At 37.7% G+C, this 16,376-nt stretch carries 12 protein-coding genes; all 12 read left to right on the plus strand.

What is annotated here, in order from left to right; translation table 11 throughout:
* Nucleotides 1–8: 8 nt before the first annotated feature.
* Complete coding sequence (locus QVH07_RS15930; RefSeq protein ID WP_290002336.1) at nucleotides 9–368, plus strand: hypothetical protein; 360 nt, start codon at nucleotides 9–11, stop codon at nucleotides 366–368.
* A gap of 82 nt (nucleotides 369–450) precedes the next feature.
* Entirely contained in the window at nucleotides 451–930 is a 480-nt protein-coding gene (locus tag QVH07_RS15935) for a hypothetical protein (protein ID WP_290002340.1), read from the plus strand.
* 236 nt (nucleotides 931–1,166) lie between these two features.
* Nucleotides 1,167–2,936, plus strand: coding sequence for a putative endonuclease domain-containing protein (locus QVH07_RS15940; protein ID WP_290002342.1), 1,770 nt, complete (start codon nucleotides 1,167–1,169; stop codon nucleotides 2,934–2,936).
* Nucleotides 2,937–2,938: 2 nt separating this feature from the next.
* Nucleotides 2,939–4,774, plus strand: coding sequence for a DEAD/DEAH box helicase (locus QVH07_RS15945; RefSeq protein WP_290002346.1), 1,836 nt, complete (start codon nucleotides 2,939–2,941; stop codon nucleotides 4,772–4,774).
* 27 nt (nucleotides 4,775–4,801) lie between these two features.
* Nucleotides 4,802–8,455 carry a DEAD/DEAH box helicase gene (locus tag QVH07_RS15950; RefSeq protein ID WP_290002349.1) on the plus strand — a complete coding sequence of 1,218 codons (3,654 nt, stop codon included), beginning with the start codon at nucleotides 4,802–4,804 and terminating at the stop codon, nucleotides 8,453–8,455.
* Complete coding sequence (locus tag QVH07_RS15955) at nucleotides 8,455–9,135, plus strand: coiled-coil domain-containing protein (protein ID WP_290002352.1); 681 nt, start codon at nucleotides 8,455–8,457, stop codon at nucleotides 9,133–9,135. The genes QVH07_RS15950 and QVH07_RS15955 overlap by 1 nt, the downstream gene beginning before the upstream one ends.
* 1 nt (nucleotide 9,136) lies before the next feature.
* The gene (locus QVH07_RS15960) at nucleotides 9,137–12,100 is read left to right on the plus strand and encodes a type I restriction endonuclease subunit R (protein WP_290002354.1); all 2,964 of its coding nucleotides are present in this window, start codon (nucleotides 9,137–9,139) and stop codon (nucleotides 12,098–12,100) included.
* A 167-nt stretch (nucleotides 12,101–12,267) separates the two neighbouring features.
* Entirely contained in the window at nucleotides 12,268–12,612 is a 345-nt protein-coding gene (locus QVH07_RS15965) for a helix-turn-helix domain-containing protein (protein ID WP_290002355.1), read from the plus strand.
* Nucleotides 12,609–12,920 carry a hypothetical protein gene (locus tag QVH07_RS15970; protein ID WP_290002358.1) on the plus strand — a complete coding sequence of 104 codons (312 nt, stop codon included), beginning with the start codon at nucleotides 12,609–12,611 and terminating at the stop codon, nucleotides 12,918–12,920. The genes QVH07_RS15965 and QVH07_RS15970 overlap by 4 nt, the downstream gene beginning before the upstream one ends.
* Entirely contained in the window at nucleotides 12,917–14,401 is a 1,485-nt protein-coding gene (locus QVH07_RS15975) for a DNA primase family protein (protein ID WP_290002361.1), read from the plus strand. Before QVH07_RS15970 ends, QVH07_RS15975 begins: the two co-directional genes overlap by 4 nt.
* Before the next feature lies 1 nt (nucleotide 14,402).
* On the plus strand, nucleotides 14,403–15,827 hold the full coding sequence (locus QVH07_RS15980; RefSeq protein WP_290002364.1) for a DUF6965 family protein: 1,425 nt from the start codon (nucleotides 14,403–14,405) through the stop codon (nucleotides 15,825–15,827).
* 127 nt (nucleotides 15,828–15,954) lie between these two features.
* The coding region (locus QVH07_RS15985; RefSeq protein WP_290002366.1) for a terminase small subunit at nucleotides 15,955–16,376 on the plus strand (422 nt) is incomplete at its 3' end.

A 16,376-nucleotide genomic window follows, 5' to 3' on the forward strand; every position in this document is an offset into this window, starting at 1 on the left:
GTTGAAGAATGAGCAAGAAGCACCTTATAGATCGGATAAATACACAGTTTGGGGAAAACCTTAACGCAGGAAACACCTGCTTTTCAAGTATAAATAAATCCAAGCAAGTATGGTGGGCGAATATCCATCTATCCAAATTTGCCGACGAAGTTCACTTGTTGCTAGCCGGCACAGGCCATTTCCTTTGGGTCACTTTGCCCAAAGACTTTGTCCATAATTTATCCGAGACTTTTAAAATACGAGAAGATAAAAATGCAGTGGATTTGGAGATTTCAGCAGATAAAGACTCAAGGTATTTGATAGATGTGAAATCAGGCGGAACTGGTTTTGATTTCAGAAAGTACGTGAGGGAGGAGGTTGGCTATTGAAAGCGGTAGAAGGTCCATCTAATATATGTGGAACTGAAATCATTTATTAAAAAGAGGTTTAATTAGTTAGGTTTTTTAGGGTATGCTATTCGAAGGGCCATATAATTACACCTTACAATTGTCCCGTAATGGTGGAAATATAGAGAAGTTTCAAGAGGGTAAGAAAGTGAAATTTAGCAAATCTGTCACCTTAAACAAGCTACCTAAGATTTATGTCATTCTGGATGGAAAAGAGGTCCTTTATGTAGGATTTACTAGCCAAAGCGTTGGTAGTAGGCTTTCTGGGGGTTTAAAAGCAGATGGGAAAAATGGGTACCATGGCTATGGATGGAAGGGGTTGGAGAAAGTTGAGCTAAAAATATTCGTTTTTGAGCCCTATTCTGAAGATGAACAGACCAAAAAGCAACAAAGATTATTTGCCGAAGCCGTGGAGGCCGAATTAGCCTTTCTCATTCGTAGTAAAACCGATTCCTGGCCAAAATACCAAAGCGAGATTCACTTTAATAATGTATCACCTAAGCAGGTGAGAGACGTTGCGAAAGTAATCTACAGTCATTTATGACAGACTTAACAAATTAACTTTTGCATCTCGAAAGATTTTTTAACCGGATATATAAGCAAGCACTAAAATGTGGGAAGGATTTAGTATTATCTTTTTTATCCAGCCATTTTATCATGCTTTTCATATTTCCTCCTTGCGGTCCAAAAATAGGTTTAGTACAATTTTTTGAAAGCGAAACTGCTCCGATTGAGAATTGGTTCCAGCGCATATTTTCAAATCCGAATTAAATAAGAATCATGTCTGAAAGGAAACTATCTTTTTTGCAAAAGGAGTATAGACAATTCTTTTTGGAAAGACTTGCTCAATTCGGAGTAAACAGTCCTGCTCGATTGAGTAAAGAAGAAAAAAGTGAGTTTTTCACTGGGATAAAGCAGGGTTGGAAAATAAAGAAGCTAGAGTTTGCAAAGAGAACAAGGCCAAAAGCTAAACCAACCAAAAAACAAGGTTATGCAAAATTAATTGTATCCAGGCCAGCGGTAGCCCTTGAGCCGAAAAATTTTTACAATAGTAAGGGTTCAACTATTGATCATCCTGAAGAGGATAAGGAGATGGTGGAGAAAGTCCTTTCAGAGAAAAACCCCGATCAAAGCGATGACCTTAGGATTAATTTTAATCCCAATCAATTTTTTGAACAAGAAGAACCATATTCCTACCCGGTGGTAAAGATGCCAAAGGAGGGCTCCTATCTAAAATTGCCGAGAAAGGGTCGTGCTTTAGGGAAAGGCTTTAAGGAAGACGATTTTCATAGGGCCATCATTGCCCATATTCCCGAAATGGATGTTGTTGTTGATGTTCACTTGGCTATTCCGTACTACAATAAGCCCTATGAGCCAGATATAGTATTGGTTGACAAAGATTTAAATCTCTACATAGATATTGAAATTGATGAGCCCTATGATGGTTATTATCGCTTTCCTCGTCATGAATCAGGAAAAGATGAAACCAGAGATTTATTTTTTATTGAAAGTGGCTGGGTTGTAATAAGGTTTACAGAGCGTCAAGTACATCTGCAAGAAGCTGAATGCATAACCTATATTAGAGATGTTCTTGATTCCATTTATACCTATCGCCTTGAGCAACATTCGGAATGTCTACCAGAAAGGCAATGGGATTATCAACAATCCGTTCGCTGGGAAAAAGCGCATTACAGAGAGAAATATCTGGGAATTGAGTCTTTTGGAAAACAGAAGGTTATCAAGGAATTGGTGGTAGAGATAGATGATGTCGATGAAATAGAAAACAATCTTAACCGAACAAGAAAACATCAAGCACAAAGCTTGTTAGAAAATATTGCTTTCGAGGATGAAACACATAAATATCATCACCCTAAAGATGAAACAGGTAATGCTGAATATATATCAGTAACTACTCTCATCGATAGATTTTTCCCTTTTGACCTTGATCGATATATCACCGGAAAGGCACGAAAAGAAGGAAGAACCGAAGAAGATGTTCTGGAGGAATTTTTAAAGAATAGGGATGAGGCAGCTGAAAAGGGAACCCACTTGCATGAGCAAATAGAGAACTTCTTGAAGGGCGAAGCATATGAATCTGACTTCAAAGAATTTGATATGTTCAAAGAGTTCTACAAAGATATTGTAGTTTCAAGAGGATTTATATTCGTCGAAGCAGAGAAGAAGATTCTCTTAGAGAGATATAATATTGCGGGAACCGTAGATGCACTTTTCAAAAAACCGGATTCCGAAGAATACATGATTGTAGACTGGAAACGGAGCAAAAAATTAGTAATTGATGGGTATCCGAAGAAATATGGTTATGGATACGGATTATCAGAGCTGAGTCATTTGGACAATTCGAGCTACTACAAGTACGCTCTCCAGCAAAATATCTATCGCAACATCTTGCAGAATAATTATGGGCTATCCATTTCTTCGATGAACCTGATAGTCTTACATGAAAATTTCGAAAAGTATCATAGAGTAAACCTGGAAGTACTTGAATCAGAGGTGGAAGTAATTTTTAAATCTATAAATCATAAAATTTAACTATGTCAGTACTTAGTGAATTTAAGCAAGCAATAGCCATACAACAGAGCAAAGAGAATGAGGCATTTGAAGAACAGATGAGTTTACCTGTGGACGAAAGGGTGGCTAAAGGAATTACCATGACCAATCTACGAGTGGAATTTGACTTTTTTGAATACCCACCAAATGATTGGTGCCCATATATAGAGGCACCACAAAAATTCATAAGATCGGCAAGAATATTTACCGACAATAATATTTCAAAATTTAGAGAAGGTGGACAAGTAATCCTTAGTAACGGAGCAAAGACATTTAAGATGGATATAATGGTGGATACTATAGATGAGTTCATTTTGGCACCTAATGATTTTGACGTAAAATTCTGTTATATCGATTCGAGGAACTACAATCCAAATAACTGGGAAATAAATATTCGAAAAACTGATCTCACTCTCAAACTACTAACTGCTACTGCAGGAAATCTGGAATCAGACAGCGTACGACTATCAAAGATTGAAACTTTTATGGCCGGGAACCTTCAAAATAGGGCTGTATCAAATCTTGAATTTTCTGGACTGAATTCATCGCAGAATAGGGCAATAAATAATAGCCTGAATTCAGAAAACTTCCATTTAATTCAAGGTCCTCCAGGTACTGGGAAAACGACGACTATTGCTCATATAGCAAAAATTTTGGTGGATGCTGGTAAGAAGGTATTTGTTACAGCACCGACGCATACGGCTATAAATAACTCCCTGAATGCAATATCATCTGTGATCCAGGATTCATCTAAAGTGGTTAAAATTGGCGAGAAGTATCAGGCCGCTGAAATTCTTGATAACGGTTACGTAACTCGGATGACTAGGCTTACCCGTGGAAGTTATGAAACCTCATTTGAGCTTAGCCAAGAGGGAATTGTAATAGGTGGGACTCCCTACGGCATGTGTTATCCAGCTTCGAAGAGACTGCATTACTGGGAGTTTGATGTTGCTTTGATAGACGAAGCAGCACAGATGAGTATACCATTGGCTGTTGCTGTAATGTCAAAATCAGATAAATTCATCTATGTGGGAGATCACAAACAGCTAGACCCAATAATTCCATCTGGAACCGGATTGTCTATGTTTTCTGAGTCAATATTCAGTCGTTTGGTGAAGTTATATCCGAATGATACATCCTTACTGAATATCTCTTATCGTCTGAATGATCAGCTTATCAGAATCCCAAATACACTATTTTATAAAAATCAATTAGTCTCTGGCGCAGGAGAGACTAACTCTTCAAGTGAAATACGGAGTTCTAATTATTCTGAGGTTCTAAATCATTCAGATAATAAGGTCTTGTATTTACACAAAGAATTTGACTCTCAAGGCCGATCTCCATACGAGGCGAAAATTGTGGCGGAACTGGTAAGAGACCTAGTTTCTAATGGGGTTGAACTGAAGGACATAGGAATTCTTTCCCCTTATCGTGCTCAGGTTAGAGAAATTAAAAAAGCACTTAATAGAACTATTGGAGATATTGATACCGAAGAAACGGAAGATTTAATTATTGATACCGTAGATAGAATACAAGGTCAGGAAAGAGATTACATCATCTATAGTATGTCTAATTCTCATCCATTAGAGTCTAAAAGGAGGCTCGATTTTTTCTATAGTCCGAACCGACTAAATGTTGCCATTACAAGAGCAATGAAAAGGTGCATTGTCATTGCAAACTATAAGGTTTTTGATATCATCGATGAAGACTTGGTTGACTTGGTAGAATATAGTAGTCTTAAACCAAGCCTTGATATATTCAAAGAGTATTACAGGTTATCTTCGAAAATAGAAGAGGAGGCGGAAGAAGATGAATGGTAGAGACTTTCCCATCAATAACTGAATGAAATGATAAAGCTTACCGGAGCGTATTATTTGGATGAATTACAAGAAGTATTTCGGTCCCATGTGGATAGCGATTTATTGGAGTCATTTTATGCGCAAAATGCCGTAGCAACACTATCAAATCATCCGCCATTTATTAAGAAAAGTGAAGTCCCACCCTTGCTAAAGGTTGCTTGGAATATCGTCAATCGGGGGGATGTAACTAGGGCGTCCATTAGAGTTGGGGAGTATTTGCTGAAAAAGCAATTCCTTGAAAATTCTGGCTTTGATTATTCAAGACCAGATATCAGAGCCCATTTTACTCTGAATAGTCAAGATGATTGTTCAAACCTTCAAGTCCTCTTTAAGGATTTTAATTCTTTGGATGACAAAGAGGTTGTTGAGATGGGACAGATGTCCTATAAGATATTCTGCTATCTGAGAAAATCAATACACTACAATCACATTCAAAAGACTATGATTCTTAGTCTTATGGCCCAGCCGAGATCAACTTGGTTTAGGATTCATGGTGTATCTGAAGAGGAAGAAAATCTTCTAAACGAGGATTTAAATGATATTTTCAACTCTTTGAATCATTTGAAAAAAGATGAAGAGCAAGGTATCCCTTTATTGATTCAGGATGCGACGAGTAACTTTACCAAAATTTCAGTCAATAGCTCCGAGGCAGGAATCACTCTTTCGTATGAAAGTGTTGATGAGGTGTCACCCTTGAATTTTAAAATTCTCACTGACCGGCGGGTTCTTTACAAAGTGCTTGGGGAAGTCATTTTGTCAGAGGAAGAATTGGGTAATGGGGAGCGATTGGAGGTTCAGTCATTCGTTTACTCTTCTCAGGAACAGAAAGAAGCACTACTTTATTTCCTTCAAAATATTTTTAGAAAATCGGACTTTAGACCTGGTCAAGAAGCCATCATTAATCGAGCTTTAGTTGGTGAGGATGTAATTGGTTTATTGCCTACCGGTGGAGGTAAGTCCTTGACTTTTCAGCTATGTGCACTTCTCCATCCTGGTATTACCATTGCAGTTGATCCCATTAATTCCTTAATGAAGGATCAGTATGACAAACTTATTGATAACGGTATTGGAAACTCCACTTTCATAAATTCATTCAACACCAAGGATGAGAGGCAGGAAAGAATGGACAACTTAAAGCAGGGTCGATACTTGATCTTATTTGTCTCTCCTGAAAGGTTTCAAATGGAAAATTTTAGACAATCTTTATCTGTTTGCAAAAGCCTGAATGTATTTTTTAGCTATGCAGTTATTGATGAGGCTCACTGTGTTTCTGAATGGGGCCATGATTTCAGACATGTTTACTTGAATTTGGCAACTAACCTAAGGAGGCACTGTGCACCTAAGAAAGGAAAGTTGGCGATTTTTGGATTGACAGCGACCGCTTCTTTTGATGTCCTTGCAGATGTTCAAAGAGAGTTGGATTTGGAAGAAGATGCTATTGTGAGCTTACCTGCGGCCGCTATAGATAGGAAAGAATTGAACTTTAATATTATTCCTATTCCAAATGATGGAATACCAAAACAAAGATATAATGAAAGGGAAATAAGTATTGGGGGACTAAAATATCCAATTTTAAAAGATTTCCTTAGGAATTTGCCTTCTGAGATTAATGAGTTAGAAAGGGACTATGGTTATCTAGGAGAATCGAACGATTTCTTCGACGCTATAAACTCAAATTATAAGAATGCAGGAGTAATATTTTGTCCAACTAAATCTAATCTACTACCTAACGGAGTATTGCACCTTGCATATGGATATGAGGGGAATGGGGGAGCCTTGTCTGACCTCGACTTCCTTGAAATAAGAACCTTCTTTGGCTCTGGTGGGGATGACGTTGTTAGAGATAACCGGATTGAATCCGCCGCTGATGAATCCTTTACGAATCAAGAGGACTTCATTAAGAATCGAGCAAACCTTATGATTGCCACGAAGGCGTTTGGGATGGGAATTGATAAACCTAATATCCGATATTCTATACACTATTCATTCCCCAATTCTGTAGAAAGCTTTTATCAAGAAGCTGGAAGAGCTGGCCGAGATGGCAACCCATCTATATGCTCAATTCTTTATCATCCCGATGATATTCTAACAAATTACGATTTCTACAAGAATGCCTTTAAGGGAATACAAAGAGATAGGTTTATTGTTGAGGAACTATTGACTGAAGTGAAATATGAAGACGGTTTTTTTGCCAATGTCCTGAAGCAAATAATAGTTGACCGATACCCTGAAGTCCAATCAGTAAAGCTCTACAAGGACCGTTATGTCTACATAAATGGAGCTTGGAACGCAGACTCCTCAAAACGGGTGAAAATTGGATTATTAGATTTAGAACGAAACCTGAGAAGCTACGATAATGCGACCCAAAATTTTGAGGTTGACAGGGCTGAAAAGATTCTTGAATATGCTCGAAAAACGCTCAGGGAAAGCTGTCCAAATAATGATTATTTAGGATGGTTTCAAACCAAATCTTCAGATGGAATCAAGACCTTGATTGAAAGTGGGACAAAAGATGAATATGTTTTAAAAATTGGTTTTACCAATGGTGTAGTCAGCGAGATTAATGAAAGGATTATTGGATCGGGTTACTCCGATTTTGAAGAGAGGATAATTAGGGCTGCCTATACATTCAGTAATAACGAGGAGGAGTTTATAGGAAATTTAAATTACCAATACAGTAAGTTCCAAAGGCTAAAATATGGTCGGCTTAATAAAAATTTCAATCCAGGCCAAGACTTGAAAGAGTTTTTGAGTTCAAATTACTTCAGAATAAGAAATTCTCAGGATACCCAAAGAGCCATCTACCGGCTAAATATCTTAGGGATAATTGATGACTATGTGATTGATTATTCCACTCAGATGATTGAAGTCCGTTTTGAGGCAAAAACTAGCAGAACCTACAAGAATAATTTCAAAGCTTATTTGAGACGCTACCTTGGGATCGAAACGACTAATCTCTGGTTGAAAAAGGTAGATGAAATTAAAGAGGATTCAATATTAGCTAAGGTGTTATATGTATTGATCGACTTTATCGAGAATGAAATTTCAGAAAAGCGAAAGAGGTCGATTGATTACATGAAAGAGCTCTGTGAAATCCATTTAGCGGAAGGCGAAAGAGAGTTTCGTGACCGAATGATCCGATATTTCACCTCCAAGTATGCAAGACAAGATTACCTGCCCAGAGATACCGAGAAAGGGACGAAAGAGAATTGTGAAATTGTTAAGAAGTACATCGAGTTTATTGACAATCCTCCAGATGGTTTGGGAGGTCAAATTGATAATGCTAAGCATTTAAGGGGGGCTTGTGATAACCTCAGAATTAATATGACAGAAAATGCAAGTATTGACTTGTTAACGGCTTTTAGTCTTTTTGCCTTAGAACTAAAAGAAGAAGACACCTTGGAATCCGCCAGTGATAAACCTATGGTCAGTAAGGCCATTCAATTATACAGAAAGGGGTTTAAAAGGATGGTGTCAATAGATTCATGGGATAATGTGAAGTCTCTGCTAAATCAGTTTAACTATAAAGTGCTTGACTTTAATTCTCACATTAAGAGCCTAATGGATGACCTCCATTCTGAGCTATTAATTCAAAGAACAAATATGAAATTGAAGGAATTCATGGATAAAATATCAGCCTAATGTCGAAGATATCAGAAATACAAGAGGAATTTGAGACCCTTATTGACCAATTGGAGCAGCTCAAATCGATTAATGAAATTACTACGTCAAACAGTAATTCAGCCAAGAAAACCATTAAGGAAGTCGAGAAATTAATCAAGTCTATTGATGAATTGGTGGTTGGGTTGAATAAGGATTTTGACTCAAGACACGACTTATCTCTTAAAAGCCAAAAGGAATTGAAGGAGGTTATCAGTGCCTTACAAAATGTGGTAGAAGACCATCAAAAAAGTCTTGGTTCAATTACTACCGATTTCACAAATAGGATTGAGGATGAAGTCAAATCCTTGCCTAAAAAAATTAATTCCACAGTTCAAAATGTAATTGACCATATAAACAGTTTGAAGGCTGAAGTGGAAAATGAAATCCTTGTTCATAGAAGATCCACCAGAGAAGAATTAAATGAATTGAGAAATCATTTTATCCAAGAAATGGATACACGTTTTAAAGAATTAGAGCATAAACAGTCGCAGTTATTCGAAGAAAAGTTTTCAGAAATCTCTACCCACTTCAATAGCGGAATCGAAGAATTGAATTCAGACAATGAAAAGAATCATAAATTCTCAACGAATTTGATCTATGGCCTTTTTGCTCTTTGTGGAATAATGATGATTATTTTGGGCTATATGGTTTTTAGGTGAAATGGCATTCTCCGAACTAAATAGTGTCGAATATTTGATAATTGACAAACTAAGTGGTGTCAACCTCAACTCTAACGTCCTGAAGGATCCAAAAATCAATTATGGTCTTTGGACATACATTCCATCTAAGGAATTAAAAAGGAGTGTTAATGAAGTCCTCCTGGAAGGTGAACTCAAGACGGCTTTAATTAACCTAAACCCACAAATTGCTCAGAATACTGATTTGGCAGATGAAGTTCTTTATAAATTGAGAGCTGTTTTACTCGCTGTAAATCAAGTGGGACTAGTAAAAGCCAATGAAGAGTTCTTCAAATGGATGGCAGGAGAAAAGACCATGCCCTTTGGCCCTAACAATCGACATGTTCCTATTCGGTTAATTGATTTCGAAAACCCTACTAATAATTCTTACATTATAACCAATCAATTAAGAGTTCATCATAGAGAAACCAAGATACCAGACGTAGTTCTTTACCTCAATGGGTTACCTGTCGTAGTAGGAGAAGCGAAAACACCTATAAGGCCATCCATAAGTTGGCTGGATGGTGCGCACGAAGTAAAGGACATATATGAAAATGCTATTCCCCAGCTTTTTGTACCCAACATTTTATCTTTTGCCACAGAAGGTAAAGAGTTGTATTACGGAGCAGTTCGAACACCACTGGAGTTTTGGGCGCCATGGAGGTTAGAAAATGATGATCACACTATTTCAAAGAAAATTGGACTTAGTGAAGTTGGGGAAGAGCTAATTGATCTTTTTAAGCCTGCCAGACTTCTGGATATTTTATTAAATTTTTCACTTTTCACCACTAATAAGAAGAAGCAACGAATTAAAATTCTACCGAGATTTCAGCAGTATGAGGGTGCGAACAAGATTGTAGACAGAGTACTTGAGGGTAGAATAAAGAAAGGACTTATTTGGCATTTCCAGGGATCAGGGAAGTCGCTATTAATGGTTTTTGCTGCCCAGAAACTGAGGAGAAGTCAGGATTTGAAAAGCCCTACGGTAATGGTATTGGTGGACAGAACAGATTTGGACACTCAAATTAGTGGGACATTTAATGCAGCAGATGTTCCTAATGTGGAATCCACAGATAGCATAACAGAACTACAACAGTATTTAGAGCGGGATACCCGAAAGATTATTATCTCAACCATCTTTAAGTTTAAGGACGCAAAACCGAATCTGAATACCAGAGATAATATCATTGTTTTAATTGATGAGGCCCATCGTACTCAGGAAGGCGATTTAGGGAGAACCATGAGGGCTGCGCTGCCAAATGCGTTTCTTTTTGGTTTGACAGGAACCCCAGTGAACAAAGCTGATAAAAATACTTTTTGGGCTTTCGGTTCTGAAGAGGATGAAGGTGGATATATGTCAAGGTATACCTTTCATGATTCCATAAGAGATAAGGCGACCTTAAAGCTTCATTTTGAGCCAAGGTTGGTAGATATTCATGTGGATAAGGAGAGCTTAGATAAAGCATTTGGGGACTTCAAGGAAGGCAGCGCATTGACCGATGAGGAAGCAGATGCCTTAAATAAGAAATCAGCAAAACTTGCAGCTTTCCTGAAATCTCCAGAGCGTGTATCAAAGATAGTTGAGGATATTGCAACACACTTCAAAGAGAAGGTAGAACCTCAAGGCTTTAAAGCGATGATAGTGACTCCTGATCGTTTTGCTTGCGTTCAATACAAAGAGGAGCTTGATCAGTATTTTCCGCCAGAGGCGAGTAAAGTAGTTATTTCTACTTCTGCTAATGACACATTTGAGTTTAAGCAAAAGTGGGCTGTTGACAAGAGCCAGCAAGAGAAAATTGTTGATGAATTTAATGACCCTAGGTCTGAATTGAAATTCATCATTGTTACGGCCAAACTTTTGACTGGTTTTGACGCCCCTATTCTACAGACAATGTATCTGGATAAGTCTTTGAAGGACCATACCTTGCTTCAGGCTATTTGCAGAACAAACAGGCTTTTCCCAAATAAGACCTTTGGTAGGATTGTAGATTACTTTGGGGTATTCGATGATGCAGCAAAGGCATTAGAGTTTGACGAAAAAAGTGTAGCTAAGGTAATTACTAACTTATCTGAATTAAGAGATCAATTACCGGCTACGGTCCAGACCGCCCTTAAACATTTTTCTGGTGTCGATAGAAACCTCCAAGGATTTGAGGGGCTCGAAGCTGCTCAAAATGCGATAAATACTAACGAAAAGAAGGATGCTTTTGCCAGGGACTTCAAATTTTTAACCAGACTCTGGGAATCTCTTTCACCTGATAATATTCTCGATTCATACAATGAAGATTACAAATGGTTATCTCAAGTTTATGAGTCTGTAAGACCTGCATCAGATAATATCGGTAAGCTATTATGGATGACCCTGGGTCCTAAGACACTGGAGCTTATGCATGAGAATATTCATGTTGGAGAAGTTCATCAGCTTGAAGAATTTGTGCTCGATGCGGACGTTATTGAGAACATTTTCAATAATCCTGATCCAAAAGAAGCGAAGAAATTAGAGAAGATTCTTGTAAAGAGATTTAAGAAACATGCCGGTAATCCGAAATTCAAGAAGCTAAGTGAGCGATTAGAGGAACTCAGAGATAGGGCAGAGCAAGGTTTAATTACTTCAATCGAATTCGTGAAGGAGCTATGTAAAATCGCTAAAGAAACAGTTCAGGCTGAAAAAGAGCTTGAGTTACAAGTCCAGGAGAAATCCCCAAAAGCAGCATTGACCGAACTGTTCTTAGAGCTCAAAACTGATCAGACACCAGCGGTAGTTGAACGCATTGTTGAGGATATTGATGCTGTAGTAAGAATGGTAAGCTTCGATGGCTGGCAAAAGACAAGCTCAGGAGAGCGTGAGGTTCAAAAACATTTAAGAAAAGTACTTTGGACCAAGTACCAAATAAAAGATCAGATTCTTTTCGAAAGAGCGTATGCTTATATAAAGGAATATTATTAGACCTGTTTGGAATAAAGTTGGAATTCAGCTTGGTTTTCAAAGATAATCCGTCCAGGTTTTACCTATTTCTTTACCCTCTTTACCTTTCTTTTTACCCACTTTACCTCGCATCAAATAAGACTAGTAGTAGATAGTAGTTTGCGGCTGTTAACTAATCGCAAAATACTATGCCACTAGACAAAATTACATTTAACAACCTACCAGATGCAGTCCAGCTTATCTATGAAAGCCAAAAGCGTCTATTAGACCTATTTGCAGAGCAGCAACCAACTCTTGATTCCGAAACTATTTATAGCATTGAAGAGGCTTCTAAATTTTTGCATTTAAAGAAGCCCACACTCTACAGTTATGTAAATCAGAAGAAAATACCCTTTCACAAACGTGGAGGAAGACTTTACTTCTTCAGGAGTGACCTGATCTCATGGATTAAGTCTGCAAATGAGAAGCCATTTGACCCAGCAGAAACAGCTCGTCAGATGTTGGTGAAAAGAAAGAAAGGAGGGCTGAAATGAAAAAAATCCAATGGCCCTCCCTTCACAGTTCTTTTGGGGAAAGAATGAGTGAAGATATAGATTTTAAGGCTCAAATAATATTCGTATTTGATTATTTGAAAGTAACGACAGCAATTGTCTCAATGATAGAACAAGCCTTCGGGATGAAGCTAAAAAATACCTGCCCACACATCCGGCATCCTTGGATAACAAGACTCCTTAGGGAGGTAGTAAAGCAACCATGGAACAAAACTGACTTTGATGCTTGGGGTTTAACCACCATTGAATATAAAGGTCTATCGAATGATCAGTTAAACTTATTTCAATGATGAGAGCGATAAAATTAAGTCCTGAATTTGATAATCTTCATTATTGCATGGAGATTAAGAAACACGTAGATGATTTGGTTAAGCCGCAAGCCGAGCAGCATGATAAGATTTTAGACAAGTTGCTAGATCAGTTTGAAACCTTAGACTTTGAGAAATTGGCCAACCCTAATCAATCTGAAAACTTCAAATTGATTAATAAGCACTACATCGTTTTAGCCATTGAGAACACATTTCGTTTGGCTGAAAAAAACCGTTGGGGCTTGTGCAAGAACCATGATTTCATTTTTCTCTACAATGGTGCCTATTGGGATGAACTTGATAAAGAGGGATTCAAAAAGTTTTTAGGAAGAGCAGCTGAAAAAATGGGAGTCCCTACCTTTTCAGCACGATACTATAAGTTCCGAAAGGAGCTCTACGAACAGTTTTTAGGAACGGCTCACCTTGAAGCCAAACAACCATTGGCAGACAAGGTTTTGATAAACTTACAAAACGGTACGTTCGAGGTAAGCCCAAACGGTACACAAATAAGACCTTTTGACCGTCGGGATTTCCTTACCTATCAATTACCTTTTGAATATGATCCTCAGGCAAAAGCACCCATATTCGAAGCCTATTTGAACAAAGTACTGCCCGATATAGAACGCCAAAAGATTTTAGCTGAATACCTGGGCTTTGTTTTCGTTAAACATGGGAGCAATAGACTAAAAGAAGAAAAGGCATTGATCCTATATGGTACTGGGGCAAATGGCAAGTCAGTATTCTTTGAAATTGTAAGTGCCTTATTAGGTTCTCAAAATACTAGTAACTATTCATTACAAAGCCTTACCAATGAAAATGGCTATTTCAGGGCGAAGTTAGCTAATAAGCTGGTGAACTACGCAAGTGAGATCAATGGAAAATTGGAGAGTTCAGTATTCAAACAATTGGTTTCTGGTGAACCCGTTGAAGCCCGTTTACCTTACGGTGAACCCTTCACCCTGAAACAATACGCCAAACTCATTTTTAATTGCAATGAGCTGCCCAAAGATGTTGAACATACAAATGCCTATTTCAGACGGTTTTTAATTATTCCCTTTGATATTACCATACCTCCACAGGAACAGGATAAACAGCTACACTCCAAAATTATTGAGCAAGAGCTTTCAGGTGTTTTTAACTGGGTTTTGAACGGCTTAAACAGGCTTTTGGAACAAAAGAGATTTACAGATTGTGAAGCGGCAAAACTAGCCTTAGAACAGTATAAATGCGAGTCTGATAGTGTAAAAATGTTAATGGAAGAAAAAGGTTATCAAGTCACTGCTGATACTTACACTAAAGTGACCGACCTATACAATGAGTATAAATCTTTTTGCATTGATGATGGATTCAAGCCTGTGAACAAGTCTAATTTCAGAAAAAGGCTTTCGAGCTACGGGGTTTTGATTGATCGCAAAAATGTTGGCTGGATAGCCTATTTGTCAAACGATAAAAGACCTTATTAATATGAACACGGAACATCCATACATATTAGAGAGAGGGAGTAGAAAATACCATTGTCCCGGATGCAAAAAAAGGCGTTTTGTAAGGTACGTTGACACCCAAACGGGTAATTATCTACCTGAATATTTTGGGCGTTGTGACCGTGAAAGTAAATGTGGCTATTTCCTTAACCCTTACCAGGAAGGCTACACTAGTATGGACTGGGCTCATCATGGAAAGAAACCATTCCATGAATCTTTGTCAGCCAAAGAGGTGAAAAAGGTGAAAAAAGTGAAATCTCTAAAAAAAACTTTTTTTTATCCTGTAGAAACACTCAATCTTACTCGCTCTGGATATGAAAGGAACACTTTTATTCAAAACTTACTACAAAATATTCCATTCCCTTTTGAATTGGAGGATGTAGAAAAAGTTATTTCCCTGTACCATTTAGGTACAATCCAGAATGGCTACCGGAGAGGAGCAATTACCTTTCCATTTATAGATTCTCACTGTAACGTAAGAACTATTCAGGTTAAACAGTTTGATAAACAAAATCATACCACGAGTACGGATTTTTTACATTCCATAATAGAAAAGTACTACTCCAGAAAAAATCAACAATTACCTAAATGGTTGGAGGACTATTCTAATAATGAAACAAAGGTCTCCTGCCTATTTGGAGAGCACCTTTTAAGCAAATACCCTTATAACCCCATTGCACTGGTTGAAGCTCCTAAAACGGCTATTTATGGAGCCTTGTATTTTGGTTTACCTGAACATTCATTAGAATTGCTTTGGTTGGCAGTTTATAATTTGAGTAGTTTGAATTTCGAAAAATGCAAGGCTCTGAAAGGTCGAAATGTTTATCTATTTCCAGACCTTTCCAAGGCAAGTGTAGCTTACGACTTATGGGTCAGAAAGTCGAATGAAATACAAATGCTTCTTCCTGAAACGTCCATGTATGTCTCTGACCTACTAGAACGATTAGCCACGAACCAAGACAAAAGCGAGGGCAAAGACCTTGCAGACTATCTTGTTAAACACGATTGGCGAATTTTCAGAAAGCAGAAATTAAAAAAAGTAACAGACCTTGAACCTGAAACTAATGAAACTTCAATCTGTGATAAAAGTGATAAAAGTGAAGTTATCAAAAACACCTCTATTCCTAGCCTTTTAGCGTTGATTGAAAAGCCAGAAGACTGGGGAGAGGATATTGCAGAACTTGAAAATTTCTTCAAATCGTTCAACCAAGCTCTTAGTCCTACAAAGCTAAATAAAGCCACCATTATCCAAGATTACTCAAGGTTTATAGATGGTCACCTATCAATTGTCAAGGTAAATAATGGCAAAAGAACTTTCAAACCCTATTTAGATAGATTACTACAATTAAAAATGATTATTGAATCGGATAGATCATTTCAATTAGAAAGAGGGATAATTAATTCTTAGCGGACCCAGTGAAGAAATAGTTGTTTAATGCGTTCACTTCTTTCACTTTTTTCACCTCTATAATATTTGATTTAAAAGGAGATAGATTATAGTCCTTTATTTATTAAGAAAACGAAACCAACAAAAAATGAAAATCTTTAAAGGACTAAAGCCCGATTACCTAACAGACAGAGAATTCCTTTTTGCAAACTATTACCTCGGTGAGGCAAATCTGAATGCCACAGAAGCAGCGAAGCTTGCAGGATACAGTGAGCATACAGCTAGACAGCAAGGCTCAAGACTGTTGTCAAATGTTAACATCAAAAGCTACATTCAGTCCCAAGTAGCTGAGGTCTTAGAGAAAGAAGGAGTGACCCAGGAAAGAGTGCTGCGAGAAATTATTTCCTTAGCCTTTGCAAGGATTTCAGATTTGTATCAAGATGGCTGGACACTAAAGCCCGTAAGTCAAATACCAAAGGACAAGATAGGAGCCATTGATGTGAAGATTACCGAATCCAATAATGGAAAAAGAAAGACTGTTACTGTTTCAAATAATTCAAATGCTAAGAT

Origin of the sequence: Algoriphagus sediminis (assembly GCF_030403435.1) — a bacterium.
GTDB lineage: Bacteria > Bacteroidota > Bacteroidia > Cytophagales > Cyclobacteriaceae > Algoriphagus > Algoriphagus sediminis.